Source organism: Devosia sp. Z6_126 (assembly GCF_058133495.1).
On the sequence record NZ_JBYUNO010000001.1, the window covers coordinates 1,246,172 to 1,270,916 of the forward strand.

The following is a 24,745-nucleotide window of genomic DNA, read 5'->3' on the forward strand; positions in this document are numbered from 1 at the left end:
ATTATTACAATTAAGATTGAATTTAAAAGGGTTTACCGCAAGATCGGCTTAACCAAGCAAGCAGCCAAAGCGCGTCACGCTCACCCTTTTGCGATAAAAGGCGGGCGTCGGAACTAAGCCGTTTGGCGGATGGTGAGCAGGCGCGATGGTTAACTGCCAGGGAGAGCTGGAGTGAGCGGGCGAGCAATGGCGCCCCAACTGCTCACGCGCGCCGGTGCCCGGCGGCACAGCCATGCCCAGCATGTGCTTCGCCTGCCGGTGGCGCAGGTGCCGCGCGCGCCCTGGGAGGCGCTTGGCGGCCGCAGCCTTGAGCCCAATGGATTTTTCGATCCTGGTTTTGCCCAGGCGGCATCGCGCCATGCCTGGAACGGGCGGGGCAATGATGCGCTGGTGGCGTTTGATGGCGCCAGCCAGGGGCGTATGCTGGCTTTCCTGCCGGTGGTGAGCGCCTGGGCGGCGCTGCGCCTACCGGTGCCGGCGCTGGTGGCCCGGCAACCCTATACAGTTTTGTCGAGCCCGCTGCTTGATCCTGAGCGGGCGGTGGAAGCCGCCGGGGCGCTGATCGATGGTGCGGCAGGGGCGGGCGCCCATCTGCTGGTGTTGCCTTTTGCCCGGCTGCAAGGAGCGACGGCGGACGCGATCGCCGAGGCCTTGGCGCGGCGGGGCATTGCGCCGGCTGAGGTCGACAATGCCCATGAGCGCGCCGCCTATGCATCGACGGGCGACGTCGAGAGCTATCTGCGCGGCGGCATGGGGGCCAAGCGGCTCAAGGAAATGCGCCGGTTGCGCCACCGGCTGGACGATGAAGGCGCGGTAGCGTTCACCGTTGCCGACCGGCCCGACACCATTGCCCCGGCGGTGCAGCGCTTTCTTGCGCTTGAAGCCAGCGGCTGGAAGGGCAAGCAGGGCACCGGCCTCGCGCAAGCGCAGGGCGATGCGCGCTTTGTCGAACTGGCGGCGCTGGATATGGGTGCGCGCGGTGGCTTTGAAGTGGCGGAACTGCAGCTCGATGGACGCACGATCGCGGCAGGGCTGGTGCTCAAGGGCGCGGGCCAGGCGCTGTTTTTCAAGATTGCTTATGACGAAAGCATGGGGCGGGTGTCCCCGGGCGTGCAGCTGACGCTCGAGATGACGCGGCGCTTTGCCGAGAACCCCGAGATCAGTTTTGTCGACTCCACCGCCGCCGCCGGGCACCCGATGATCGACCATATCTGGCGCGAGCGGCTGGCCGTGGGCGACCTGCTGATCCCGACCCGCGCGGGCGATCCCGTGGCCGCTGCCATTGTCCGGCTCATCAAAGCGCGGCGTCGCGCCCGCGAGCGGGCCAAATCGCTTCTGTTGTCTCTTCGAAACCGCAAGGAAAAACGCTTATGACCAGCCTTTTGACTGCGCCTAACTCTGCCTTCCAATCGCTGTTTCCGCTGAAGCCCTTTCGCATCACCCATGGCCTTGTGGGCGATCCGCGGCTGACGCTGCCGGCGATCCTTGAACTCGTCAAAGCGCTGCCGCGCGACCGGATCGAATATAATTCGGGCAAGGCGGCGGTGAGCCAGGATCCGTCCACCACCCCGCTGGTGGAACTCGACCCCGAAGAGGTGATCAGCCAGATCGAAACCGCCGGTGCCTGGATGGTGCTCAAGCGCATCGAGCATCACCCCACCTATAAGGCGCTGCTCGAAGATGCGCTGATGTCGGTGGCATCAGCGCAGGGGCACAAGAGCCTTGCCGATGCCGGATTTTCCGACATCCAGGGCTTCTTGTTCGTGTCCTCGCCCAATTCAACGACGCCCTTCCATCTCGACAGCGAAGACAATTTCTTTGTGCAGATCCATGGCGACAAGGAATTTGCCGTCTACGACAACGAGGATCGCTCCATTGCGAGCGAGGACCAGATCGAGCATTGCATTACCAAGCACCGCAATCTCAAATTCGAGGAGCGGTTCGTAAGCAAGGAAATGCTCAATGCGCTCAAGCCCGGCGAAGGGGTGTTCGTGCCCTATCTCTGGCCGCACTGGGTGCGCACCAAGGACAGCTATTCCATTTCGGTGGCAATCACCTGGAAGACCGCGGCGGTGAAGCGCCGCAACGATCTTTACATATTCAATTCCATGCTGCGTGGCCGCGGCCTGCCGCAACAGGCGCCCGGCAAGCAGCCGGCGCTCGATGCCGCCAAGCTGGCGGTGTTCGGCACGGTCAATGCGGTGGTGTCGCCCTTCCGCAAGAGCGAGGCCATTCGCAAGCTGGTGCGCTCGGTGGTGCTCGGCAAGGACGCCAATTACTACTACCGCGCCGGCAAGGCGCAGAAGGCCAAATAGCCGCGCCCCGGCCGCAAAGGCTTTGCCCACGGCCCTGTCTTGGGTAAGGCAGGGTCTATGGCAAGTGCGCGCAAAGCAAAAGGCTGGCGGCGAGTGCTGCGCTTGGGAGGCGCGGCGCTCGCCGTGCTCGTGGCTATTCCGCTGCTGCTGACGCCGGTCTATCGGTTCATCGATCCCGTATCGGTGCCGATGCTGGAGCGTTATCTCACCGGGCGACCGGTGGTGCGGCAATGGCGGCCGATCGACGATATCTCGGACCGGCTCAAGGCCGCGGTGATCCTGTCGGAAGACGGGCAGTTCTGCCGGCACTTGGGCGTGGATGTGAGCGCGCTGCGGGCCGAAGTCGACAATTTCCTTGACGGCAAGCCGGCGCGGGGCGCGTCCACCCTGTCCATGCAGGTGGCGCGGAACCTGTTTTTATGGAACGACCCCGACCCAGTGCGCAAAGTGCTGGAAATTCCGCTGGCGCTGTATCTCGACCTGGTCCTGCCCAAAAAGCGGATCATGGAAATTTATCTCAATATTGCCGAATGGGGGCCCGAAGGGCAGTTCGGGGTGGCGGCGGGAGCGGAGCGCGCCTTTGGCCGGGCACCGCAGAACCTTGATTGGCGCACGGCGACACTGCTGGCGGCCGCCCTGCCCAACCCCATGCTGCGCCAGCCCGGCAAGCCCTCTCGGGGCATGGTGCGCATTGCCGGGATCGTGCAGCAGCGGGCGCAACAATTTGGCGAGCGGGCGGCCTGTGTGGGGGAGGACGGGCAGCTGGCGCTGTGAGCGCGGAATGCGCCAGCGGGCTTGCGAAAAAGGCTAGGCAAGCCCGCGGACTTGCTTTATAGAGCCCGTCAATCCCGCAGAGAGCAACACGTCTCTGGGCCGCTTCTGGCGGCGCAACGATATCGAATATTGGAGTTTTTGCCATGGCAGTGCCAAAACGAAAGACCTCGCCGATGAAGCGTGGCTTCCGCCGTTCGGCCGATGCGCTGGCCGCACCCGCCTATGTCGAAGACAAGGACTCGGGTGAGCTGCGCCGTCCGCACCACGTTGATCTCAAGACCGGCATGTATCGCGGCCGGCAGATCCTCGACGTCAAGAAGTAACGGCGAGCGGCGCCTTGCGCTGGCTTGTCTGAGAGTTTTTGCGGCCGATTCCTCCGGGAATCGGCCGTTTTTCGTTTGCAGTGGCCGCGAAGGCGGCACCAAGGACCATCGGAGTTTTCCCAATGAGCATGCGCGTTGAATCGGATTCCATGGGCACCATCAATGTGCCCGGCGACAAGTATTACGGCGCGCAGACGGCCCGAAGCCTCGCCAATTTCGATATTGGCGGGGAAAAGATGCCCAAGGAGATCGTAGTCGCCTTTGGCATTCTCAAAAAGGCCGCGGCACTGGCCAACCACAAGCTCGGGCTCCTCGACGAGGCAACGCGCGACCTGATCGTCGCGGCCGCGGACGAGGTGATCGCGGGCAAGCTCGACGAGCACTTCCCGCTGGTGGTGTGGCAGACCGGCTCGGGCACGCAGAGCAACATGAATGTCAACGAGGTGATCTCCAATCGCGGCATCGAGCTGGCGGGTGGGACCATGGGCTCCAAAAAGCCGGTGCACCCCAATGACCATGTCAATATGAGCCAGTCGAGCAACGACACCTATCCGACGGCCATGCATATCGCGGCGGTCGAGGCGCTGGAGAACTATCTGTTCCCGCGGGTGGAAGTGCTGCGCAACACGCTGGCGTCGAAGTCGGAAGAATTCATGGATGTGGTCAAGATCGGCCGCACCCATCTGCAGGATGCCACACCCCTGACGCTGGGGCAGGAAATGAGCGGCTGGGTCGCCCAGATCGACCTCGCGCTCAAGGCCATCCGCGCGACGCTCCCCCAGCTCTATGAGCTGGCACTAGGCGGCACGGCCGTGGGCACCGGGCTCAATGCCCATCCCGAATATGCCGAAACAGTCGCGGGCGAGATCGCGTCCCTGACGGGGCAGCCCTTTGTCACCGCCCCCAACAAATATGCCGTGATGGCCGGGCACGACGCCTTTGTGGGCACCTCGGGCGCGCTCAAGCAGCTGGCGGCGGCACTGATGAAGGTCGCCAATGACGTGCGCTGGCTGGCTTCCGGCCCCCGTTCGGGCCTTGGGGAGCTGACCATTCCCGAAAACGAGCCGGGCTCCTCGATCATGCCGGGCAAGGTCAACCCCACGCAGTCGGAAGCCATGACCATGGTGGCGGTGCAGGTGATGGGCAATGACGCGGCGATCGGCTTTGCCGCCTCGCAGGGCAATTTCGAGCTCAATGTGTTCAAGCCCGTGATCGCCTACAATTTCCTGCAGTCGGTGCGGCTGCTGGCCGATGCGGCGCGCTCGTTCAACGACAATTGCGCCATCGGCATCGAGCCCGATCGCAAGCGCATCAACGAGCATCTCAACAATTCGCTGATGCTGGTGACCGCGCTCAACCGCAAGATCGGCTATGACAATGCCGCCAAGATCGCCAAGAACGCGCACAAGACCGGCACGACCCTCAAGGAGTCGGCGGTGTCGTTGGGGCTGCTGACGCCCGAAGAGTTCGACGCGGAAGTGAAGCCCGAAAGCATGGTCGGGCCGATCCAGCTCAAGAAGTAAGGAAAATGGTTCGGGGCCCTGCGGGGCCCCGCAGCTTTTTTCAAACCACGAGGGTCTTGCGGTAGCCCTGGGGCAAGCGGCGCACGGCCATGCGGGCGCTGTCGGCATAGGCGTGGAGCGCGCCTTCCACCGAGCCGCGCCGGCGCGAGCGCTGAGGCGGCAGATGGTGCCGTTCGGCGAGGAGCTGGCTGACAAAGGCGGCAGTGGTGGCGGTGCGCTCGAGCGAGGGCCGGGGCGCGGGCGGGCCGATCAGGACCGGCATGCCCGGGGCAATCTCGAAAGTGCTCTCGCTGTCCTCGCCCAGTGCCATTGCGCGCCTCCCGCTTGGGATCGTCCTCTTCTCAAGAAGGACAACGACCCTGCGGCAATAAAGTCGCAGAGCCCGGCGCAGAGGTAAACAAATTCTTAACACGCGAGCTGAGGTTTTCCTCGGCTTGGTTAAGTCCAGGGCCGTTTAGAAGTTGTCCTTGCCCTTGCGGATGGCCGCAAAGACTTCGCCGGGGCTGGCGCCTTCGAGCCCATAAAAGCGCGCGAGCACCGGCTCGTCGGCGCGCAGGAACGGATTGGCGAGGCGCTCTTCGCCCAGGCGCGAGGGGATGGTGGGCAGGCCCGCTTCGCGCAAGCGCGTCACTTCGGCGGCCCGTGCCTTGAGCGCTTCGTTGTCCGGATCGATCGAGAGGGCGAAGCGGGCATTGCTGGCGGTATATTCATGGCCGCAATAAACGAGGGTGTCGGCGGGCAGGTCGCGCAGCGCCTTGACGCCTTCCCACATCGGCCCGGGCGTGCCTTCGAACATGCGCCCGACGCCCAGCGAGAAGAGTGCATCACCGCTGAACAGGTGACCGTTCTTGGCATCGTGGAAGACGATATGCCCGAGCGTATGGCCGGGCGCGGCGTAAACGTCGAACCGGGTTTCGCCAAGCGTTACCGTGTCGCCGGCTTCGACCAGCTCGTCGAGCCCTTCGATCTTGCCCGCTTCGGCGCGCGGACCAACGACGCGGGCGTTGAACTCGGATTTGAGTTCCGGAATGGCTTCCACATGGTCGATATGGTGGTGGGTGATGAAGATATCCGACAAGGTCCAGCCGCGGCGGGCGAGCGCCATCTTGATCGGGCCGGCCTCGGGCGCATCGATGGCGGCAGTGCGGCCGGTCGCCGTGTCATGGGCCAGATAGCCGTAATTGTCGTCGCGTGCCGGAAATACCTCGACAATCAAACCCATGGTGCCGCTCCTTGTTGCTGGTGCCCTTAGCTAGGAAGCCCGGCGGGGGAAGGCAACCTCCGATTAGACAAGTCCACCGGGGTTTGGCACAGTTGGGCCCATGACCAGCGATGTTGTGCGCCTGATCGAATATTATAAATCCCCGCTTGGCCGCATTTCGCGGACGCTGGTGCGCGAACATGTCGTTGCGCTGGCGGGGCAGGTCGAGCGCAAGCGGGTGCTGGGGCTGGGGTTTGCTACCCCCTATCTGCGCTTTGCGCTGGAGCGGGCCGAGCGCGTGCTGGCCTTCATGCCGGCGCGGCAGGGGGCTTCGGCCTGGCCGCGCGAAGGGCCGAGCTGCACGGTGCTGTGCGATCCGCTGGAAATGCCGCTGACCGATGCGGCGATCGATCTGACCATTGCCGTGCATGCGCTCGAGCATATTGCCGATGCCGAAGAGCTGATGCGCGAGCTCTGGCGCATCACCGCGCCCAATGGGGAATTGATCCTGGTTGTGCCGCGGCGGCGGGGGATCTGGGCGCAGCGTGACACCACCCCGTTCGGCACGGGCAATCCCTATTCCGGCAGCCAGCTGGAAAAACTGCTGCGCGACCACAGCTTCGTGCCTGAAGCGTGGCGCGACGGGCTGTTCTTGCCGCCCATTCAATCCTCGCTGGTGCTCAAATCCACCCGGTTCTTCGAGGGGGCGGGACGGCTGTTGGGACCCGCAATGTCGGGGGTGATCTGCGTGCGGGCGCGCAAGGAAGCCTTTCCCGCCGTGCCGCGGCGCAAGCGCGAGGAGCGCTTCGTCAAGGTGCCGGTGCTCAATCCCGCCACGGCCCGCGCGCAATAGCGGGCAGGTTCGGCCTGGGGTGCAATGCCCCCTTTGCCTTTGGGGCCCGAGCGCATATGGTCCGGCGCAATTCAGCCAAGACGAAATCATGCCCGATCCCATCCGTCCCACGCCGCAAGCCGGCATTCTCGAGATTGCGCCTTATCTGCCGGGAAAATCCGGCGCGCCGGGCAGCAAGGCCATCAAACTTTCCGCCAATGAATCGCCGCTGGGCGCGAGCCCCAAGGCGGTTGAAGCGCTGCGCGAGGCGGTGAGCCATCCCGAGATCTATCCCGAGGGCTCGTCGCGCTTGTTGCGCGAAGCGCTGGGGGAGGTGCATGGCATCGATCCCGCGCGCATTGTGTGCGGTAATGGCTCGGACGATCTGCTGCATCTGCTGGCGCAAATCTATCTGGGTGAGGGCGACGAGGCGGTGATGAACCGCTATGGCTTTTCGGTTTATCCCATCATCACCCGGGCCGCGGGGGCGCGGATCGTGCTGGTGGACGAGCCCGAGTACCGCGCCGATGTGGACGCGATCCTCGCGGCCGTTACGCCTCGCACCAAGATCGTCTGGCTGGCCAATCCCAACAATCCCACCGGGACCTATCTCAATTCGGCCGAGGTGGCGCGCCTGCATGCCGGCCTGCGCCCCGACATCCTGCTCGTGATCGACAGCGCCTATGCGGAATATGTGACGGCCGCGGATTATTCGGTCGGGCTGGATCTGGTGGCGGCGCACGAAAATGTCGTGATGGTGCGCACCTTCTCCAAGATGGGGCTGGCGGCCGTGCGGGTCGGCTGGATGGTGGGGCCCGAGCATGTGATTGACGCGATCAACCGCATTCGCGGGCCGTTCAATGTGAACCTGCCGGGGCAGGTGGCGGCGGCGGCGGCAACGCGCGACGTGGAATTCACCCAGCGGCTGCGCGAGCACAATGCCCAGTGGCGCGAGTGGCTCAGCGCCCAACTGGCCGGCAATGCCATGCGGGTGGTGCCGAGCCAGGCCAATTTCATCCTCGTGCTGTTCGAAACGCCGGCCGAAGCGGCCAGCGGTTTCGAGCGGCTGGCGGCGGCAGGCTATATCGTGCGCGAGGTCGGCGCCTCCTATGGCATCGAGAATGGCCTGCGCATTTCCATTGGTTCGGAGCAGGCGATGCGCGACGTGGCCGAAGTGCTAAAATCGGGAGCGGCGCAATGAGCGTGAAGTGCAAGAAACTCGCCCTGATCGGCATTGGCCTCATCGGTTCGTCCATCGCCTTGGCGGCGCGGCGGCACGGGCTGGTCGATCACATCGCCATTTCCACCCGCAAGCCCGACACCCTGGCGGAAGCCGAAGCGCTCGGTCTGGGCGACAGCTATACGCTCGACCCCGCCGAAGCGGTGCGCGACGCCGATCTCGTGATCCTCTGCACCCCTGTAGGTGCCTATAAGAGCGTGATGGAGGCGATTGCGCCTTCGCTGGCGCCTGGCGCTATTCTTTCCGATGTGGGCTCGGTCAAGGAACATGTGGTCAAGGTGCTCCAGCCCCTCTTGCCCGAAGGGGTGCAGCTGATCCCGGGGCACCCGATTGCCGGCACCGAGCATTCCGGCCCCTCGGCGGGGTTCCCCGAGCTCTTTGCCGGGCGCTGGTGCGTATTGACGCCGGGGCCCGAAGTGGACCCGGCCGCGGTGGAAAAACTCTCGGCATTCTGGCGCGCCATGGGCAGCCAGGTCGAGTGCATGGATGCGGCGCATCATGACATGGTGCTGGCGATCACCAGCCACGTGCCGCATCTCATCGCCTACAATATCGTGGGCACCGTTGCTGACCTCGAGGCCGATACCAAATCGGAAGTGATCAAGTTCTCGGCGTCCGGTTTCCGCGACTTCACCCGCATTGCCGCCTCCGATCCGGTGATGTGGCGCGACGTGTTCTTGACCAATCGCGATGGCGTCCTGGAAATGCTGGGGCGCTTTCTCGAGGATTTGGCTGTGTTGCAGCGGGCGGTGCGCACCGGGGATGGGCCGGCGCTCGAAGCCATGTTCACGCGCACCCGCGCCATCCGGCGCTCGATCATTTCGGCAGGGCAGGAAACGGCTGCGCCCGATTTCGGGCGGCCCCATGAGGCGCCGCCAGCGGCAGAGGGCGACGAGAAGGCCTGATCAGAAGAGGGGCGGCACGGCCCCGATCGGTATCAGGCCCGAGAACACGCCGCCGGCACGGAAACTGAGAATATTGGTGTGGCTGCCATCGGCCGCCGGGGTGCCGAGGACGAGGGTGCGGATGGGCTCCTGCAGATAGGGGCCGACCCGTTCGGCGACACCAGTGGAATTGATGCTGATCTGGCCTTCTAGCTGGCCCTGCGGATCGAGCTGGATTTCCCCTTCCGCGGTCAGGGTCGAGGCGCCGTCAGTGGCGCGGGCCGACACGATGCGCAAGGTTGCGTCCACCGCTTGCATGGTGCGCAAGAGCAGCGGATCGTTCCAGATCCGGACATCATCGGGCAGGCCCGTCAGCTCCAGCTGGATTTCGCTGTTGGTGTCGGTGAGGGTGAGGGCGGGGTAAACCAGGTTCTGCGTGCGGGCATAACCGGCGAGCGACGCCAGGTGGCGATCGGCATCGTGCTGCTCGGGAATGTCGAGCAAGTGCAGTTCGCTCAGCGTGGCGGTGGCGACCGGCGCTTCACCCATGAGGGGATTGGTCCAGACCAGGTCATGGGCGGAGACCGAAAGGCGCGAAATGCGCCAGTCATCGAGCCGCAGGCTCGCTTCGAGGCCAGACCAATCCAGCGCATTGCGCGAGCCGGTAAAGGCATCGCTGACGCTAAGGGGCCCCAACGCGGAGGCCAGGACATGGGTGGGGCGATAAACGAGGACACTGGCGCGAATGCCGGCGATATCGGCGCTCACATCCTCGATCGTGATGCGGGCGGGGCTGCAATCCACGTCGAACCGGAACGGGTAGCCGGTGACGTTGAGGTTTTCGCAAACGACGCGGGGGTTGGTGACCCCATCGGCCTGGGCGAGGGCGGCGACCTGGGTGCGCACCTGGCCGGCAATGATGTACCAGGCGACGCTCCAGATCAGGAGAACGGCGACCACGACCACCAGGAGAATTTTGATTCGTTTGCTCATAGGAGCCTTTCTAGCTCCGGTCCGGTAAAGGCCCAAGCGAAGTTCTCGGTTTTGCGCGAGGGGCGTTGACTGCGCCGCAAGGCGCGTGCAATCGGATGGGCATGGACAATGCTTCCCCGACCCAATGGGTTTTTGGCTATGGCTCGCTGATCTGGAACCCGGGCTTTCCGTTCGTGTCCAGCCAGGGTGGGCTGTTGGGCGGCGCGCATCGGGCGCTCTCGATCTATTCCTTTCACCATCGCGGCACGCCCGAGCAGCCCGGCCTGGTGTTCGGGCTGGCTAGGGGTGGTTCGTGCCGGGGCATGGTGTTTGAGGTAGCGCAGGCGGACTGGGCCGGTGTGCGCGCCTATTTGCATGAGCGCGAGCAGGTCACCAGCGTTTATCGCGACGTGTTCCGGCCGGTGCGGCTCGAGGATGGGCGCGTGGTGCAGGCGCTGGCATTTGTGGTGGATGAGCGGCATGCGCAATATGCCGGCAGGCTGCCACTGGAGCGGCAGCTCGAAATGGTACGGCGCAGTTCAGGAATATCCGGGCGCAATATCGATTACGTGCTCAATACTGCCCGGCATCTGGCGGAACTGGGGATCAAGGACCGGCAGGTGATGGCGCTGGCCGAATTGTTGGCGCGCGAGGACGCGCCGGAGCAGAGTTAAGCGGCCGACCGGGTCTGGAGCGGAGCGGCGCCTTCGAGGTCCCAAACCGTGCTGAGCCGTTCATTTGCGGCGCCCGAGCTGCGCACGCGGAAGGCGCGATCGGCACAATCGAGCGCGAGGCGGAACCGCGTGCGGCTCATGGGGTCATTGACGAGGTCTTCGCTGGAGCCAACCCAAAGGGCGTGACCGCCCTTGGCGACCAAAAACAGGTCGTCGTCGGCCACCGAAAAATGCTCGAGATTTTCGCTCAGCAGGTCGTAAACCCGGCCCGAGCGGCCTTGCCAGTAGGTGGCGCGGCCAAAGCCTGCACCCAGAACAGTGATTTCGGCGGACGGGGCCATGTGGACGATGTCCTTAGCTGCGACAAGAACAAAATTAGAACAAAACTTTAGTCAAGTCAATGCTCTCGCAACATCGGTTCTAGATATAGTCCTGTCACGCTGAAAGGCCCCATATCTGGGGTTCTCTCAGGATTTTTCCGGTTTGCGCGCATTGACGCGGCGGCGCAGTTCTGGATCGATCGGACGGGACAGTCCTTGATCGACCGCCGTGAGAATCAGTTCATCTGAATCGGTCTCGATGGCTATTTTGAGTCGCTCCATGAATTCAGCGGGCGGTAGTCCCGCTTCAATGGGCGGCAGAAAACGGGCCTGGGCAGTGCCGGGCCAGATCAGGAAGCTGTTGCGCGGCCAGAACAGGCCCGAATTGAGTGCCACGGGTACCACCGGAACCTTGAGCTCGTTGTAGAGCCGTACGACGCCCTGGCGATATTGCGCGGGATCGAGGGGAGCGCGGCGCGTGCCTTCGGGGAAGATGACGATGCGGCAGCCGCGGCCGACAGCGGCGTGAGCCTGTGCCATCATCAAGGGGATGGCTTCGGCACCGCGCTTGCGATCCACTTCGATGCAATCGAGCGAGCGGGCGGCCCAACCGAAGAAGGGGATACGCATCAGCTCCTTCTTGACGATATAAGCGGGCCGGCCGGTGTAGGGGAAAATGGCAAACACATCCCAGTCGCTCTGGTGCTTGGCGGCGATGATGCAGCCGCCGGCCGGAATGTGTTCGGCGCCCGTGACCTCGGTTCTGACCCCGACGATCCAGCGCAGCATGGCGAGATTGGAGCGGCACCAATATTTGGCGAGCGCCCAGCCAGCGGGTGTGCGCTTGAGCCCGTTGAACAGCGCGATGGTGCCGATGCTGATGGCGACGAGGACGGTTTGCCCAATAAACAGCAGGTAGAACAGCGCCGAACGAAGTGCCTGGATGATAACCATGCGAAAGGGGCCTCCATTGCCCCTAGTCCATCCCGGCCGCTGCGCTAGGCAGCGGCAGCGGGGATCAGGAGGTTTGGCTCAGATAGCGCCGCACTGTGTGGCGCGAAGTGACCGCGGTCAGCGCGGCAATAACGGGCACGACGAGCATGATGAAGATGATGCCGTCCCAGCCCAGGGCAAAGCGCCCGAACAGGACGCCGAACTGAGCGCTGGCCTGGTTGGACATCATATTGCCCGCCGCGGTGCCGATCAGCAGGAAAAACAGCACCGCGGCGACGGCACCCAAAAGGCCGCCCTGCAGGCCAATGGACAAGAAGCGCCCCTGGAATTCGCCGGCGATGAAACGGTTGGAGGCGCCAATATAATGGAGCACATCGACGATTTCGCGATTGGTTGCCATGGCGCCGCGGGTGGCAAAGATGATGGCGAGCACGGTGGCAACGCCGATCAGCGTCAGGATCATCAGGCCCGAAAAAACGATCGTGCCGGCCATGGTGTTGAGCTGCTGGCGCCAGGCAGCATGGGTATCAAGGCTCGCGCCCTTGATCGCCTGCAAGTCGCGGGCGAGCTTTTCGACATCGGCATCGACGGGGTCGGCCAGTTGCACGACAACGAGGCGCGGCACTTCGATGGCGGTCAGGTCAAGGCCGGCGCCGAGCCAAGGCTCGAGCAGCTTCTGGCTTTCCTCAAGCGTAAGGGCGCGGGCGCTGGATACGCCGGGCGTCGCCTGGGCGAGGGATACGGCGGTGCGCAGATTGCTTTCCATCACCTCGCCCTCAACCGGGCGGATCTGGATGGTGACTTCGCGGCCCACATCGGATGACCAGGCGATGGCCGATTTTTGCACCAGCACCACGCCACCAAGGGTGACGGCGGACAAAAAGCTCATGATGGTGATGAGGAGCAGCAGCGTGCGGCCGGCGACGCTGCGTTCGGGCACAATGGGGGCGGCACCGACACGAACGCGGCGGGGCAGGAAGGCCAGGACGCGCTCAATCATGGATCACCAACTCACCCTTGGAGAGCAGCATGCGGGGATAAGGGAACTGGTCGAGCAGGGGCAGTTCGTGGGTCGCCAGGATAATGGTGGTACCAAGGGTGCGGTTGAGCTCGGCAAACAGGTGCACCAGCCGGCTCGAGAGCTCGGGATCGACATTGCCGGTGGGCTCGTCGGCGAGGAGGACCTTGGGGCGGGCGATCACGGCGCGGGCAATGGCGGCGCGCTGCTTTTCACCACCCGAGAGGAGCGAGGGGGGCGCGTCCATGCGCTCGCCCAGGCCCACCCATTCCAGCAGTTCGGTGACATTGGGCCGGTATTCGCTTTCGGCCTGACCCAGGACGCGCAGGGGGAGCGCGACATTTTCATAGGTGGTGAGGTGGTCGAGCAGGCGGAACTCCTGAAAGACGATGCCGATATGGCGGCGCATCTGCAGCAGGCGATCCTGCGTCAAGTCTGACACGTCCTGATCGAACATGGTAACGCGGCCACGCGAGGGCTTGAGCGACAACAGCAGCAGGCGCAGCAACGAGGTCTTGCCCGCGCCCGAAGGGCCGGTCAGGAAATGGAACGAGCCCGGCTCGATGGAAAAGGTGAGGTCCTTGAGGATTTCCGGACCATTGCCGTAGCGCAGTCCAACATCGGAAAACTCGATCAAGTCGGCAGGCTCCCACCGTTCAAAAATGCTGTGGCTTTGGCGCGCGCGCCGAATCAGCTGTTAGCGCACCATAACAGGGCTAACCCGATGATGGCGCAGACGAGGAGGGTTTTGCCGGCAGGAAAGCGGCGCAAATGTGAAGGTAGGCGGGCCTGTGGAAGGTTTGAGGGTTCTTAACCCCCGTCTTCTAGGTTGGGGGCGGGCGTCCTGCCCGTAGAATCACGGCCGCATGATCATCACCTGTCCCCATTGCCAGACCAAATACCAGGTGACCTACGAGGCCATTGGCTCGACAGGCCGCAAGGTGCAGTGCGCCCAGTGCCAGCAGGCCTGGCGGCAGGTGCCGCTCCAGGGACCCTCCCCCGAGCCCGAACCGGTGGCGATCGACCCCCTGACCGAAGACGGGCTCGACGAGGCCATAGAAGCCGAAGAGCGCGAGGCGAGCCCCATGCCCGCTGGCGCCAAGCGGCGGAAGTGGCCGGGGTCGGAGCCGGCGGGCGCGGTGGATCCCGCCGTGATCCGGCAAAGGCAGCGCGATTTCACCCAGCGGCAAAGTGCGGTCAACGCGCAATTGCCACTGGCCAGGCTGCGCCGCGCGGTGCGGGTGCTGGGCGTGCTGACGCTGGCAGGGCTGGCGGTGTTTGCCGTTTGGGGGCGCGTCGAAATCGTCAAGCGCTATCCGTCGCTCGCCGGGGTTTATAGCGCCGCCGGGCTGCCGGTGAATGTGGTTGGTCTCGATTTTGGTGAGGTCAAAACCCTGCGCACCCTGCAAGGGGGCAAGGAAGTGTTGCTGGTTTCAGCCCAGATTGCCGGCACCAGCGATCGCGCGGTCCCGGTTCCGCCTTTGGTGGTTACCCTGCTGAATGGGGCGGGCGCGGGCATTTATGAGTGGAGCGTGGCGGCAAATGCGCCCATGCTCAAGGCTGGCGAGCAAACGCTGGTGGAAACCTTGTTAACCGTGCCGCCGGCAGAAGCGGAGCGCGTCCGGCTGAGCTTTGCCAGCGGCCGGGCCGATGGCGACGATGCGCGCCCGGGGGCGGCGGCCCCCGAGCCGGCCGCAGCCGCCGCGCCGGCACATGAAGTGGAGCAGCATTGATGGCCCGAATCCTGGTTGCTGAAGACGATCCTTCGGTGCGCGCTTTTGTGGTTAGTGCCCTCGAGATCAAGGGGCATGACGTGGTCGCGGCCGAAGACGGGGGTTTGGCGATCGAGACCATGGAAGAAGAAGGGGGGCGGTTCGACCTCCTTTTGTCCGACATCAAGATGCCGATCATGGACGGGATCGCGCTGGCGCTGCAGGTGGCCGCGCAATATCCGCAGGTCATTATCGTCTTGATGACCGGCTTTGCCGATCAGCGCGAACGGGCCCATGGGCTCGACGCGCTGATCTATGACGTGATTACCAAGCCGTTTTCGCTGGCCGATCTGTTGGCCAAGGTCGATGACGCGCTGGCGGGCAAGCCGGTGGAAGTGGTCAGCATCGCCCGCCGCGGGATCGTGGGCTAGCGGCAAGGCAGGCGGGCCCTTTCGCGCGCTGCATTCGTGGTTTAGACAGGCTCCATCCCGCCAGATGGAAGACCTCACGTGACCAGACCTGACACTTTGCCGCCCCAGCTGATCGCGGCTGCCATCCGTTCGGCTGAGGAGGTGGGCACCCCGGTCTGGCTCTATGAGGCCGAGATGATCCGGCAGCGGGTTGCCCAGTTGCGGGCATTCGACACCATCCGGTTTGCCCAGAAGGCCAACAGCAATACCCATATCCTGCGCCTGCTGCGCAGCGAGGGCGTGATGGTGGATGCCGTGTCGCTGGGCGAGATCGAGCGGGCGCTGCATGCAGGGTTTGAGCCGGGCACCCAAGCCGAGGAAATCGTCTTTACCGCCGATATCATCGATGCGGCCACCTTGGCGCGGGTGATCGAGCTGCGCATTCCGGTTAATTGCGGCTCGCCCGACATGATCGCGCAAGTGGGCGAGGCCAGCCCTGGGCACCCCATCTGGTTGCGCCTCAATCCGGGTTTCGGGCACGGCCATAGCCGCAAGACCAATACCGGCGGGCCGTCGAGCAAGCATGGCATCTGGCATGACGAGCTCGAAGCGTGCCTGCGGCTGGTCGACCAATATGAGCTCAAGCTTGTGGGCCTGCACATGCATATCGGCTCGGGGGTCGACTACCAGCATCTGCACCGGGTGTGCGACAGCATGGTCGATGCGGTGCGCCGCGCCAACCGACCGCTCCAGGCGATATCCGCGGGGGGTGGGCTGTCCGTGCCCTATCGTGCCGGTGAGCCCGAGATCGATATTGCCGAGTATTACGCGTCCTGGGACAAGGCGCGCGGGGAAGCCGAGGCCATCACCGGCAGCAAGCTGCGGCTGGAACTGGAGCCGGGGCGGTTCCTTGTCGCCAATGCCGGGGTGCTGGTTGCCGAAGTGCGGGCCGTGAAAAAGGTCGCCAACAACCATTTCGTTTTGATCGATGCGGGGTTCAGCGACCTGGCGCGGCCGGCAATGTATGGCAGCCACCACGACATCGTTTTTGTCAGGCGCGATGGCAGCCTGGTCACCGGGGAAGCGGGCGCCGCGGCGGTGGCTGGGCCGCTCTGCGAATCGGGCGACGTCTTCACCCAGTCCGATGGGGGCTATGTGGAGTTCCGCGACATGGCCCTGCCATCGGTGGGAGACTTTGCGATCATCCGGGATACGGGCGCTTATGGCGCGAGCATGTCGTCGAACTACAATACGCGTCCGCTTGCCCCGGAAATGCTGCTCGATGATGGGGCGCTGCGTCTCATCCGGCGCCGCCAGAGCGTGCAGGAGCTGCTGGCGCTCGAGGGCTAAAGGGTCCTCAGGCGCCGCTTTCGTAAACCGCTTCGATCCGGTCGGCGACGAGGTGTTGCAGGCGCCAGAGATGGGGGTCGTGGATGCCCATGTCCTCCAGGTGCCGGACGGTGGCAAAGAGATATTCGGCCATGGAGCCGCGGGTGCCGACGGCGCGCGCCAGCACATCGGCAATGGCCTCGTCCGAGAGCCCGTTCACATAGCGGCCGGAATGGCGATCGATGCAGAAGGTCAGCGCGGTGATGGTGCGCTCGCCGCTCTTGGCGCGCACCCAGCGGGGCGGAAACGCTGAGGGCAGCCAGGCCATTTCGCGCTCGAGCAACTTGATGAGATTGGCCTCAACCGCATCGGGGGGCAGGCGATACAGCACGCCATTGCATGAGCCGCCGCGATCGAGCGCCAGCATGAGGCCGGGATTTTCCGGGCTGCCGCGATGGCGATTGTTCCAGCCGAGGCAAAAGGACCGGTGCCAGCCGCGCACCAGGCCCTTGCGCATTTCCACGAAGTCGCAGGCCGGGCGCCAGATCAGCGAGCCATAGGCAAAGAACCAGATTTCGTCGGTGTCCTCGCGCTCGGCAAGGAGGCGCTCGAGGGTGGCGCGGTGGTCTTCCGGGGTGGCCTCCCACATGCCCTCGGGCGGGGGCGGCAGGATGTCGGTGACTTCAGGGGGCTGCAGATAGCCGACATGGCGCTCGGTGAGGCGCATCTGCCGGAGTTTTTGGGGCATTCCAGGTCCTTTCACCTGCCGGTTCCCCGGCTCGCCCACCAGGATGGGGCAAGACCGGGACAACGGCTCAGATGGTAAAAGACTGGTTCAGATTACCCGGCTATTCAACCCCGCCATCGCCATGGCCGCCATGCGCCTTCTTCTTGGCAAGGGCGCGCGGCTCGGCCGGCTGGCCGGTGAGGAGGGTTTTCCAGCGCGCCGCTTGCGTGACCACATTGCTTGGCGCGGTGCCGCCATAGCTGCTGCGGGCGGCAACCGAGGCCTCCACGGTCACGACCTTGTGGATGCGGCTATCGAGGCGCTCGTCCACCGATTTGAAGTCCTCGATGGTGAGGCCCTCGAGCCCGCAGCCCTTGGCTTCGGCCAGCGCAACAATCTGGCCGGTGATGTGGTGGGCATCGCGGAAGGGGATATTGGCCTGACGCACCAGCCAGTCGGCGACGTCGGTCGCGGTGGAAAAGCCGGCGCTGGCCGAAGCGTGCATGCGCTCGCGATTGGCGGTGAGATCGCCCACCATGCCGGTCATGGCGGCCAGCGAAAGGGAGAGGGCATCAAGGGCGTCGAAGGCGACTTCCTTGTCTTCCTGCATGTCCTTGGAATAGGCGAGCGGCAGGCCCTTCATGACGACGAGGAGGCTCGAGAGCGCGCCGATGATGCGCCCGACCTTGGCGCGCACCAGTTCGGCCGCGTCCGGGTTGCGCTTTTGCGGCATGATGGACGAGCCGGTGGTCCATTTGTCCGACAGCTTGATGAAGCCGAACTGGGCCGAGCTCCAGATCACCAGTTCCTCGGCAAAGCGGGACAGGTGCATGGCGCAGATGGCAGCGGCGGCGAGGGTTTCGAGGATGAAATCGCGATCGGACACGGCATCGAGCGAATTGGCGGTGGGGCGATCAAAGCCGAGCGCCTGCGCGGTCATGTCCCGGTCGATGGGATAGGGCGTGCCGGCCAGGGCGGCCGAGCCCAGCGGGTTTTCGTTGAGGCGCTTGCGGGCGTCTTCGAGCCGGCCGGCATCGCGCCCGAGCATTTCCACATAGGCGAGGAGATGGTGGCCAAAGGTCACCGGCTGGGCGTTTTGCAGATGGGTGAAGCCGGGCATGATGGTTTCGGCTTCGTCCTCGGCCTTGGTGACGAGGGCGAGCTGCAGGCCGCGGATCTGGACGAGGAGCGTATCAATGGTATCGCGCACGTAAAGGCGGAAATCGGTGGCGACCTGGTCATTGCGCGAGCGGGCGGTATGGAGGCGCCCGGCGGCATCGCCGATTTTTTCGCGCAAGCGCGATTCCACATTCATGTGGATGTCTTCAAGCGAACGCGAGAACGTGAAGGTGCCGTTCTCGATCTCGCCCAGCACCTCGGTTAAACCGGCCGTGATGCTGTCGGCATCGGCCTGCGTCAGAATGCCGGTTGCAGCAAGCATGCGGGCATGGGCTATCGAGCCGGCAATATCCTGGGGGAAAAGACGCTGATCGAAGCCGATCGAGGCGTTGATTTCTTCCATGATGGCGTCGGGGCCCGATGCAAACCGGCCGCCCCACATCTTGTTGCTCATTGCTGCTCTCCGGAGATCCCATGACTCAATCCAGCCCCGTCCGCCCCGAAGCTCGCCATCGGTTCCGGTTGCTGCTGGGACTTGGAGTTGGTGTGGTGGCGCTTTCTATAACGGCGTGGGCGTGGCTGGGCAATGCCGGGCAGGCACGCGAATGCCCGGTGCAAGCCGAGGCGGCCGAGGCGATCGACTTTGCCGCAGTGGGGGAACTCGCTGCGCTCAATGGCACGGGGGAAGGGCGGGGCTATTCGACGCTTGCCTTCCAGGACGATGCGGGCGCGCCGATGAGCATTACGAGCTTCAAGGGCAAGAAATTGCTAGTCAATTTCTGGGCCAGCTGGTGCGTGCCGTGCCGGGAAGAAATGCCGGCGCTCGATGCGCTGGCGAGCCAATATAATTCCGACGAGTTCGCGGTGCTGCCGATCAATCTCGATATCGGCGAGGATGGGGTCGGCAAGGCGCGCGCGTTTTTGGCCGAAGGCCAGTTCGCCAATCTGCCGCTGTTTGCCGATCCGAGCTTTGCCGCCTTCGAGCGGCTCAAGCGCGAAGCGGTGGCCGTCGGGTTGCCGGTGACGCTGGTGCTGGACGAAAACGGGTGCGAGTTGGGCGTGCTGCAGGGGCCGGCGGAATGGAATACGCCGGACGGGCGCGGGGTGGTGGAAGCGCTGCTCGGGCTTGGCGCCTGACGTTTCAGGCGCGCTTGTCGATCACGAGGCCCTGACCGGGTGGTGGCGCGGCCTGCACGGCTTGGGCGACCATGTTGATGAGGCTGGCTTCCATCTCATGGGATTTCTTGAGCACGGCCAGTTGCACGCTTTGCTGAGTGGCGGCGGCGCGGGTGGTGACCATCTGCATGGCAAGATCGGTGTTCATCGCGCGCTCCCGTTCGAAGGCGGGGATCATAGAGAGGCGCGGGTAAACAAAACGCTAGCGGCCCCCGAGCAGCGCCACCTGCGAGCGCTTGCCGATCGCGGCCAACACCATGCCGGTGGCAAAGCCACCAAGATGGGCCCACCACGAGACGGGCTCCAGCGAGCCCATCACCACATTGAAGATCTGGACGGCAATCCAGACACCCAGCATCCAGAAGGCCGGCACCGGCAGCGGGATGGGAATGACGATGCGCGCCAGCACATAAACCCGAGCATGGGGATAAAGCAGGCAATACGCCCCCATCACCCCGGCGACGGCGCCCGAAGCGCCGATCAGCGGCGTGGTGCTGTTGGGATCGAGCAGGAGGTGGAGGAGCGCCGCGCCGGCCGCGCAGCCGAGGTAAAACAACACGAAGCGGAAATGGCCCAGGGCATCTTCGATGTTGTCGCCGAACACCCAGAGAAACAGCATATTGGTGCCCAGATGCAGCCAGTCGGCATGCAGGAAGGCGTAGGTAAAGAGCGTCGCCCAATCGGGCAGCCAGGGGAGGGGCTGGGGATAGATGTCGCGTACCACCACCGGGATCATGCCCCATTGGATCGCGGCCTGAAGAAAGCCGATTGGCGGCAGGAGCGACTGGGCTGCAAAAACAAGGGCGGTGAACGCCATCAGGCCATAAGTGACCCAGGGAAAGGCAATGTGGCGGATCGGGTTGGTGTCATGCAGGGGCAGGAACATGCCGATCCGCCCCCGTTCAGCTGCCCCTGCGGGCGTCCCCGTAACCGCCCGGCACCCAGAGCACGTCCTTGGCGCCCTGGTTGTTGGCAACGCGCGCCAGCACAAAGAACAGATCCGACAGGCGATTGAGGTAGCGAACAGCTTCGGGATTGGTGTCGGGCTCGGCCGCGGCCAGTTCCACCACCAGCCGCTCGGCACGGCGCGTCACCGTACGTGCCACGTGAAAGGCCGCGGACAAGGGCGTACCGCCGGGGAGGACAAAGCTTTTGAGCGGGGCGAGATCGGCATTGTAGCTGTCGATCTGCTTTTCGATCCAAGTGGTCTGGGCGGCAGTGATGCGCAGGGAGGGGTGCTCGGCATCGGGCGCGTCTTGACCGGGGGTGGCGAGATCCGAGCCGACATCGAAGAGATCGTTCTGGATGCGGGCGAGCATGGTGTCGATCTTGGGCATGGAGCCGGTTTGCAGCCGCGCGAGGCCGATAAAGCTGTTGGCTTCATCGACCGTGCCATAAGCCTCAACCCGCAAATCATATTTAGGACGGCGCGGCCCGCGCACGAGGCCGGTGCTGCCGTCATCGCCGGTGCGGGTATAGATGGAATTCAGTTTGACCATGGTTCAGCCCCTCGATCCGCCAAAGAAGAACAATGCAGCCAGCAGCAGCAGCAATGCGACCGCCTGGCCAATCACCCGCAGGCGCATCAGGCGCTGGCTGGTATTGCCCGAGCCGCCCTTGAGCATGTTCCAAAAGCCCAGCAGGAGCACCCCGACCACAAACAGCATGACCAGGGCAGTGACAATATTGAGAAGGTTTTCCATGAGTTCCTGCCGGGGATGATGATCCCTAAATGGGCGAGCCGCTGACGGGATGCAAACGGCAGCGGCAAGCGGGGCCTGCATGCCACAAATCTTGCTGCAGGTGAACAGCCGGGGTGCTTTCCCGGCATCCAAGCTGGCTCATGCGCTTGAGCCTCAATTGAGCTGGCGCGGCGCAAAGCCGAGTTCGCGCCTGACATCGTCGGGGCTCCAGCCGGCCTGCCGCAGCGCCGCCAGGGATTGCGAGTTCCGCGATTTGCTGAGCTTGTTGCCCTCTCCGTCAAGGATCAGGCGGTGGAAATTGTAGATGGGCGAGGGCAGGCCGAGAAGGAACTGCAGGAGAACATGGATATCGGTCGAGGCTTCCATGTCGCGACCACGGGTCACATGGGTGATCCCCTGGGCCGCGTCATCGATGACGACGCTCAGGTGATAGCTGGTGGGGGTGCCCTTGCGCTGAAGCACCACATCGGCCCAGCGCTCGGGGCGGGCATAGCGGATCTGGGGGCGATCGGTGAGGAGGGGGCCGACAATGGTGAAGGTCAGGGGCCCTGTCATGGCGCGGGCGCGATCATTGCGCAGGCGGAACTGCACGGGATCGCCGCGCTCGAGCCGCTCGATTTGTTCGGCGGCGCTCAAGTGGCGGCAGGTGCCGGGGTAAAGCGGGGCGCCGTCGGGGTCGGTGCCAGTAGATTTGGCGGCGATTTCGGCGCGCGAGCAAAAGCAGGGATAAAGCAGGTCGAGGTCGCGCAGGCGCTCGCCGGCGGCGGCATAATGATCGAGGCGCTGCGACTGGTGCATGACCGGAGTGGGCCAATCCAGCCCCAGCCAATGCAGGTCGCGAAAGATGGCGTCGGTAAATTCGGGTTTACACCGCTCGAAGTCGATGTCTTCGATCCGTAAAAGAACTGTGCCGCGCAAGGCGGCGGCCGCAGCCCAGGTGTAAAGGGCGGAAAAGGCGTGCCCCAGATGCAAGAGCCCATTCGGGCTGGGGGCGAAACGCAACAGGGGACGATTGGGTGAGTTCGACACAGCGGCACACTACATGAACGACGCGCTGGCGTCACCGCGCCTCGATACGCAAGCGGCGGTGGACGCCCATCTAGACGCCCTGGTGCGGCTCGATCCGCGCCTGGCCCCGGTGCGCGAGCGCGCGGGGATCGTGCGGCCGCGGATCACCGAGGCGGGATTTGCCGGCATTGCGCGGGTGATCTGTGGCCAGCAATTGTCGGTGGCGAGTGCCAATGCGATCTGGAGCCGTTTTGCCCAACTGCCGGGGGCGCATGATCCCCGCGCTTATCTCGCCCTCAGTGAAGCGGAGGTGCGGGCCACCGGCTTTTCGGGCGGCAAATATCGCACTGTGCGGGTGATCGCCGAAGCGGTGGTGGCGGGGGCGCTCGATTTTTCCCATCTCGAAACATTGCCCGCCGAGGCGGCGGTGGATTATCTCACGGCACATAAGGGGATCGGCCCCTGGACGGCGCAGGTTTACCTGATGTTCTGCGCGGGCCATCCCGATGTGTTTCCTGCGGGGGACCTGGCGCTGCTCAAGGCGGTGCATTGGGGGCTCGAGCTTGAGGTGCGGCCCACCATCAAGCAGATGGAAGCCATTGCTTCAGGCTGGGCGCCGCATCGCTCGGCGGCGGCGCTGTTGTTCTGGCGGTATTTCGCGGCGATCCGCGACAAGGAAGGAATTGCGCTTTGAGTATTCTCACCGGCCCCAGTGTGCCCCCCAAGAGCGGGGCGGCACCCCGCCAACTGGCCGTGTTGCTGCACGGCTATGGCTCGGATGGGGCTGATCTGATCGGGCTTGCGCCGTTTTGGCAGGATGCCATGCCCGAGGCGATGTTTATTGCCCCCAATGCGCCCCAGCCCTGCCCGGGCTCGCCGGGTTACCAGTGGTTCCCCATCTACTTCGGGGGGCGAGAGGTGAGCTGGAGCGGGGCGACCGAGGCGCGCGAAACGCTGGTGCGCTATTTGCGCGAGCTATGGGAGGAGACGGGGATTGCGCCCGAGAACACGCTGCTGGCCGGCTTTAGCCAGGGGGCGATGGTGGCGCTGCATGCCGGGCTGTCCATTCCCGAGCGGCTGATGGGCATTGTCGCCATAGCCGGGGCCTTGGCGCCCCCACCGGGATTTGGCGAGGGCAAGCTGGGCACGCCGCCGGTGTGCCTCGTGCATGGGGATCGGGACGGGGTGGTGGAGCCGCGCTTCAGCGCCGAGGCCGCGCGGAAGCTTAAGGAAGCCGGGATCGAGGTACACTACCATGTCTCGCCGGGAGTAGCGCATGGGATTGCGCCCGATGGGGTGGCGTTTGTTGATCAATTCATCCGCAAGATCAATCAAAACAACGGGAACGCAGTTCTGCACGAGCAGCCTTCACAGGACTGATACAAAGGGCTTAGTATAAGGAGGATATGGACTCCTTCGATTCCCGTTTCGGGAGACTCAAGTGACGATCCACGTGTCGCCTGAGGCCTGTCCCGCCCTGGTTCTGAACGCCGACTTCCGGCCGCTCAGTTACTATCCCCTGTCGCTATGGTCCTGGCAGGACGCCATCAAGGCGGTGTGCCTGGAGCGCGTCAATATCGTGTCGCACTACGACATGGTGGTGCATTCACCGAGCTTCGAGATGCGGCTGCCCAGCGTCGTGTCGCTCAAGGATTATGTGAAGCCGGCGCGCCATCCCGCCTTTACGCGCTTCAACGTGTTTTTGCGTGATCACTTCCAGTGCCAATATTGCGGCTGCAAGGATGATCTGACCTTCGACCATGTGATCCCGCGCTCCAAGGGCGGCCAGACCACCTGGGAAAACGTGGTGGCGGCCTGCGCGCCCTGCAATTTGCGCAAGGCCAATCGGATGCCTTCGGAAATCAAGATGTTCCCGCGCCAGTCGCCTTATCCGCCCACGGTCTATGACCTGCACAATAATGGCCGGGCGTTCCCGCCCAACCATTTGCACCAGAGCTGGCTCGACTATCTCTACTGGGATATCGAGCTCGAGCCCTAGGCGAGGCGCGGATTGTTGCGCCGCTGGGCGACAATCGAGACCAGCAGCAGCGCGACAATAGCCAGGCTGACCAAGGCATTCATGCCCGCCAGTGACAGGCCAAGGAAGCGGAACTGCACGACGTCGCAGCCCACGACATGGGCGGCGTTGAGATCGCTCAGCGCATCAAAGCTCACGCCAGCGCCCACGCCCGTGCAGGCGGTGGGGCCGGGCCAGAAACCCCATTCCACCCCGGCATGGTAGATGCCCATATAGGCGCCCCAGGCGAAGATGGCGGTGGCCACGGCCATGGCGAGGTACCAGAGCGCCAGCGGCATGCGGTTCCAGAACAGCAGCACCAGGAACAGGATAGGCAGGCTGAAATAATAGGCGAGGCGCTGCTCAAGGCAGAGATCGCATGGCACGAGACCGCCGATCAGCTCGGACGCCCAGGCGAGCGTAATCGCCAGCAGGCCGAGCGCAAAAGCAAGGGCTGCACTGATCTTGTCGAGCGGTGAGCGAAGCGAGGCAGCCATGGGCGAGTTCCGGAGTG

At 64.3% G+C, this 24,745-nt stretch carries 31 protein-coding genes; 16 read left to right on the top strand and 15 right to left on the bottom strand.

Features of this window, described 5'->3' with window-relative positions:
* The first annotated feature begins 171 nt into the window (after positions 1 to 171).
* From AC3YOG_RS06070 to fumC, 5 genes are all read left to right on the top strand, one after another.
* A complete protein-coding gene (locus tag AC3YOG_RS06070) occupies positions 172 to 1,374 on the top strand; it encodes a GNAT family N-acetyltransferase (protein WP_489934450.1) in 1,203 nt (400 codons plus the stop codon).
* Complete coding sequence (locus AC3YOG_RS06075) at positions 1,371 to 2,315, top strand: cupin-like domain-containing protein (RefSeq protein WP_489934451.1); 945 nt, start codon at positions 1,371 to 1,373, stop codon at positions 2,313 to 2,315. Before AC3YOG_RS06070 ends, AC3YOG_RS06075 begins: the two co-directional genes overlap by 4 nt.
* A gap of 93 nt (positions 2,316 to 2,408) precedes the next feature.
* Positions 2,409 to 3,089: a transglycosylase domain-containing protein gene (locus tag AC3YOG_RS06080; RefSeq protein WP_489934452.1), complete on the top strand. Its 681-nt coding sequence runs from the start codon at positions 2,409 to 2,411 to the stop codon at positions 3,087 to 3,089.
* Positions 3,090 to 3,232: 143 nt separating this feature from the next.
* The gene (rpmF, locus tag AC3YOG_RS06085) at positions 3,233 to 3,412 is read left to right on the top strand and encodes a 50S ribosomal protein L32 (RefSeq protein WP_127754686.1); all 180 of its coding nucleotides are present in this window, start codon (positions 3,233 to 3,235) and stop codon (positions 3,410 to 3,412) included.
* Between the two features lie 122 nt (positions 3,413 to 3,534).
* Positions 3,535 to 4,935 (top strand): class II fumarate hydratase, encoded by a 1,401-nt coding sequence (gene fumC, locus AC3YOG_RS06090; protein ID WP_127754685.1) that lies wholly within the window; start codon positions 3,535 to 3,537, stop codon positions 4,933 to 4,935.
* 40 nt (positions 4,936 to 4,975) lie between these two features.
* Here fumC and AC3YOG_RS06095 read toward each other — a convergent pair whose 3' ends face one another.
* Positions 4,976 to 5,245: a hypothetical protein gene (locus AC3YOG_RS06095; RefSeq protein ID WP_172125548.1), complete on the bottom strand. Its 270-nt coding sequence runs from the start codon at positions 5,243 to 5,245 to the stop codon at positions 4,976 to 4,978.
* 144 nt (positions 5,246 to 5,389) lie between these two features.
* A complete protein-coding gene (gloB, locus tag AC3YOG_RS06100) occupies positions 5,390 to 6,157 on the bottom strand; it encodes a hydroxyacylglutathione hydrolase (protein WP_489934453.1) in 768 nt (255 codons plus the stop codon).
* 100 nt (positions 6,158 to 6,257) lie between these two features.
* Between gloB and AC3YOG_RS06105 the strand changes: the two genes are divergently transcribed.
* The 3 genes from AC3YOG_RS06105 to AC3YOG_RS06115 all read left to right on the top strand — a co-directional run bounded on the left by AC3YOG_RS06105 (position 6,258) and on the right by AC3YOG_RS06115 (position 9,113).
* Entirely contained in the window at positions 6,258 to 6,989 is a 732-nt protein-coding gene (locus AC3YOG_RS06105) for a class I SAM-dependent methyltransferase (RefSeq protein ID WP_127754682.1), read from the top strand.
* An 88-nt stretch (positions 6,990 to 7,077) separates the two neighbouring features.
* Positions 7,078 to 8,169, top strand: a complete 1,092-nt coding sequence (gene hisC / locus AC3YOG_RS06110; protein WP_489934454.1) for a histidinol-phosphate transaminase — start codon at positions 7,078 to 7,080, stop codon at positions 8,167 to 8,169.
* Positions 8,166 to 9,113, top strand: coding sequence for a prephenate/arogenate dehydrogenase family protein (locus AC3YOG_RS06115; RefSeq protein ID WP_489934455.1), 948 nt, complete (start codon positions 8,166 to 8,168; stop codon positions 9,111 to 9,113). The genes hisC and AC3YOG_RS06115 overlap by 4 nt, the downstream gene beginning before the upstream one ends.
* Here AC3YOG_RS06115 and AC3YOG_RS06120 read toward each other — a convergent pair whose 3' ends face one another.
* A complete protein-coding gene (locus AC3YOG_RS06120) occupies positions 9,114 to 10,085 on the bottom strand; it encodes a DUF2125 domain-containing protein (protein WP_489934456.1) in 972 nt (323 codons plus the stop codon).
* 101 nt (positions 10,086 to 10,186) lie between these two features.
* Between AC3YOG_RS06120 and AC3YOG_RS06125 the strand changes: the two genes are divergently transcribed.
* On the top strand, positions 10,187 to 10,738 hold the full coding sequence (locus AC3YOG_RS06125; RefSeq protein WP_248307141.1) for a gamma-glutamylcyclotransferase: 552 nt from the start codon (positions 10,187 to 10,189) through the stop codon (positions 10,736 to 10,738).
* On the opposite strand, the gene AC3YOG_RS06130 is transcribed toward AC3YOG_RS06125, so the two are convergent.
* From AC3YOG_RS06130 to ftsE, 4 genes are all read right to left on the bottom strand, one after another.
* On the bottom strand, positions 10,735 to 11,079 hold the full coding sequence (locus AC3YOG_RS06130; RefSeq protein WP_127754677.1) for a hypothetical protein: 345 nt from the start codon (positions 11,077 to 11,079) through the stop codon (positions 10,735 to 10,737). The genes AC3YOG_RS06125 and AC3YOG_RS06130 overlap by 4 nt on opposite strands.
* A gap of 126 nt (positions 11,080 to 11,205) precedes the next feature.
* Positions 11,206 to 12,012 carry a lysophospholipid acyltransferase family protein gene (locus AC3YOG_RS06135; RefSeq protein WP_127754676.1) on the bottom strand — a complete coding sequence of 269 codons (807 nt, stop codon included), beginning with the start codon at positions 12,010 to 12,012 and terminating at the stop codon, positions 11,206 to 11,208.
* A gap of 64 nt (positions 12,013 to 12,076) precedes the next feature.
* Positions 12,077 to 13,012: a cell division protein FtsX gene (locus AC3YOG_RS06140; RefSeq protein WP_127754675.1), complete on the bottom strand. Its 936-nt coding sequence runs from the start codon at positions 13,010 to 13,012 to the stop codon at positions 12,077 to 12,079.
* A complete protein-coding gene (gene ftsE / locus AC3YOG_RS06145; RefSeq protein ID WP_127754674.1) occupies positions 13,005 to 13,667 on the bottom strand; it encodes a cell division ATP-binding protein FtsE in 663 nt (220 codons plus the stop codon). Before ftsE ends, AC3YOG_RS06140 begins: the two co-directional genes overlap by 8 nt.
* A 229-nt stretch (positions 13,668 to 13,896) precedes the next feature.
* Between ftsE and AC3YOG_RS06150 the strand changes: the two genes are divergently transcribed.
* The 3 genes from AC3YOG_RS06150 (at position 13,897) to lysA (ending at position 16,502) form a co-directional block, all read left to right on the top strand.
* On the top strand, positions 13,897 to 14,763 hold the full coding sequence (locus AC3YOG_RS06150; protein WP_489934457.1) for a zinc-ribbon domain-containing protein: 867 nt from the start codon (positions 13,897 to 13,899) through the stop codon (positions 14,761 to 14,763).
* Complete coding sequence (locus tag AC3YOG_RS06155) at positions 14,763 to 15,173, top strand: response regulator (protein WP_127754672.1); 411 nt, start codon at positions 14,763 to 14,765, stop codon at positions 15,171 to 15,173. Before AC3YOG_RS06150 ends, AC3YOG_RS06155 begins: the two co-directional genes overlap by 1 nt.
* 78 nt (positions 15,174 to 15,251) lie before the next feature.
* Positions 15,252 to 16,502, top strand: coding sequence for a diaminopimelate decarboxylase (gene lysA / locus AC3YOG_RS06160; protein WP_489934458.1), 1,251 nt, complete (start codon positions 15,252 to 15,254; stop codon positions 16,500 to 16,502).
* Between the two features lie 7 nt (positions 16,503 to 16,509).
* Here lysA and AC3YOG_RS06165 read toward each other — a convergent pair whose 3' ends face one another.
* Complete coding sequence (locus AC3YOG_RS06165) at positions 16,510 to 17,229, bottom strand: gamma-glutamylcyclotransferase (RefSeq protein ID WP_489934459.1); 720 nt, start codon at positions 17,227 to 17,229, stop codon at positions 16,510 to 16,512.
* Between the two features lie 100 nt (positions 17,230 to 17,329).
* Entirely contained in the window at positions 17,330 to 18,781 is a 1,452-nt protein-coding gene (argH, locus tag AC3YOG_RS06170) for an argininosuccinate lyase (RefSeq protein WP_489934460.1), read from the bottom strand.
* A gap of 20 nt (positions 18,782 to 18,801) precedes the next feature.
* Between argH and AC3YOG_RS06175 the strand changes: the two genes are divergently transcribed.
* Positions 18,802 to 19,464 (top strand): TlpA family protein disulfide reductase, encoded by a 663-nt coding sequence (locus AC3YOG_RS06175; protein WP_489934461.1) that lies wholly within the window; start codon positions 18,802 to 18,804, stop codon positions 19,462 to 19,464.
* Positions 19,465 to 19,468: 4 nt separating this feature from the next.
* Here the strand turns inward: AC3YOG_RS06175 and AC3YOG_RS06180 are convergent, their stop codons facing one another.
* The 5 genes from AC3YOG_RS06180 to gluQRS form a co-directional block, all read right to left on the bottom strand.
* The gene (locus tag AC3YOG_RS06180; RefSeq protein ID WP_172125573.1) at positions 19,469 to 19,651 is read right to left on the bottom strand and encodes a putative motility protein; all 183 of its coding nucleotides are present in this window, start codon (positions 19,649 to 19,651) and stop codon (positions 19,469 to 19,471) included.
* Positions 19,652 to 19,705: 54 nt separating this feature from the next.
* Positions 19,706 to 20,389, bottom strand: a complete 684-nt coding sequence (locus AC3YOG_RS06185; protein ID WP_127754666.1) for a rhomboid family intramembrane serine protease — start codon at positions 20,387 to 20,389, stop codon at positions 19,706 to 19,708.
* A gap of 16 nt (positions 20,390 to 20,405) precedes the next feature.
* Positions 20,406 to 21,002 carry a cob(I)yrinic acid a,c-diamide adenosyltransferase gene (locus AC3YOG_RS06190; RefSeq protein WP_127754665.1) on the bottom strand — a complete coding sequence of 199 codons (597 nt, stop codon included), beginning with the start codon at positions 21,000 to 21,002 and terminating at the stop codon, positions 20,406 to 20,408.
* 3 nt (positions 21,003 to 21,005) lie between these two features.
* Entirely contained in the window at positions 21,006 to 21,206 is a 201-nt protein-coding gene (locus tag AC3YOG_RS06195) for a twin transmembrane helix small protein (RefSeq protein ID WP_127754664.1), read from the bottom strand.
* Between the two features lie 153 nt (positions 21,207 to 21,359).
* On the bottom strand, positions 21,360 to 22,235 hold the full coding sequence (gene gluQRS, locus AC3YOG_RS06200) for a tRNA glutamyl-Q(34) synthetase GluQRS (RefSeq protein ID WP_489934462.1): 876 nt from the start codon (positions 22,233 to 22,235) through the stop codon (positions 21,360 to 21,362).
* A 13-nt stretch (positions 22,236 to 22,248) separates the two neighbouring features.
* On the opposite strand from gluQRS, the gene AC3YOG_RS06205 reads away from it, so the two are divergent.
* From AC3YOG_RS06205 to AC3YOG_RS06215, 3 genes are all read left to right on the top strand, one after another.
* On the top strand, positions 22,249 to 22,908 hold the full coding sequence (locus tag AC3YOG_RS06205; protein WP_489934463.1) for a DNA-3-methyladenine glycosylase family protein: 660 nt from the start codon (positions 22,249 to 22,251) through the stop codon (positions 22,906 to 22,908).
* Positions 22,905 to 23,594: an alpha/beta hydrolase gene (locus AC3YOG_RS06210; RefSeq protein WP_489934464.1), complete on the top strand. Its 690-nt coding sequence runs from the start codon at positions 22,905 to 22,907 to the stop codon at positions 23,592 to 23,594. The genes AC3YOG_RS06205 and AC3YOG_RS06210 overlap by 4 nt, the downstream gene beginning before the upstream one ends.
* Before the next feature lie 61 nt (positions 23,595 to 23,655).
* The gene (locus AC3YOG_RS06215; RefSeq protein ID WP_172125579.1) at positions 23,656 to 24,213 is read left to right on the top strand and encodes an HNH endonuclease; all 558 of its coding nucleotides are present in this window, start codon (positions 23,656 to 23,658) and stop codon (positions 24,211 to 24,213) included.
* Here AC3YOG_RS06215 and AC3YOG_RS06220 read toward each other — a convergent pair.
* The gene (locus AC3YOG_RS06220) at positions 24,210 to 24,728 is read right to left on the bottom strand and encodes a disulfide bond formation protein B (RefSeq protein WP_489934465.1); all 519 of its coding nucleotides are present in this window, start codon (positions 24,726 to 24,728) and stop codon (positions 24,210 to 24,212) included. The two genes, AC3YOG_RS06215 and AC3YOG_RS06220, sit on opposite strands and share 4 nt — an antisense overlap.
* Positions 24,729 to 24,745: the final 17 nt, after the last annotated feature.